Origin of the sequence: Ruegeria sp. R8_1 (assembly GCF_017743815.1) — a bacterium.
In the GTDB taxonomy this organism is placed as follows: Bacteria; Pseudomonadota; Alphaproteobacteria; order Rhodobacterales; family Rhodobacteraceae; genus Ruegeria; species Ruegeria lacuscaerulensis_A.
In genome coordinates, this window is the sequence record NZ_JAGHRL010000031.1 from 1 (window position 1) to 534 (window position 534).

The following is a 534-nucleotide window of genomic DNA, read 5'->3' on the forward strand; positions in this document are numbered from 1 at the left end:
CCATCGACTCGACCTGTTCGGCCACTTCGGGGCGCACGTCGAACGCATAGGTGATCGCCCCCAGTGAGGTCGAGGTCCCGATCGCCGCCAGACCGGCCACGCCGGCCCCCACGATCAGAACTTTCGCAGGGGGTACTTTACCCGCCGCTGTCACCTGACCGGTGAAGAAGCGACCAAAATTGTTGCCCGCCTCGATCACCGCGCGGTAGCCTGCGATATTGGCCATCGACGACAGCGCGTCCATCTTCTGCGCGCGGGAGATACGCGGCACCATCTCCATCGCGATCACATTCGCGCCTTTGGATTTGGCCAGCTCCATCCCGTCTTCATTGCCCGCAGGGTTGAAGAACGAGATCAGCGTCTTGCCCTTGGTCAGACGCTTCAGCTCGGTCTCAGAGGGCTGACGGACCTTGGCGACGATATCGACCTCTTTCCACAACGCGGCAGCGGTCTTGATAACCTCAACCCCGGCAGCTTCATAGGCAGCATCCGAAAAACCTGCCGCAAGACCAGCCCCCTTCTCAATGGCGCAGT

1 pseudogene is annotated in these 534 nt (G+C 61.4%); it reads right to left on the reverse strand.

Annotated elements, in window-relative coordinates:
• A pseudogene (locus tag J7380_RS20305) lies at positions 1 to 526 on the reverse strand (NAD(P)(+) transhydrogenase (Re/Si-specific) subunit alpha); the annotation flags it as partial.
• Between the last annotated feature and the right edge of the window lie 8 nt (positions 527 to 534).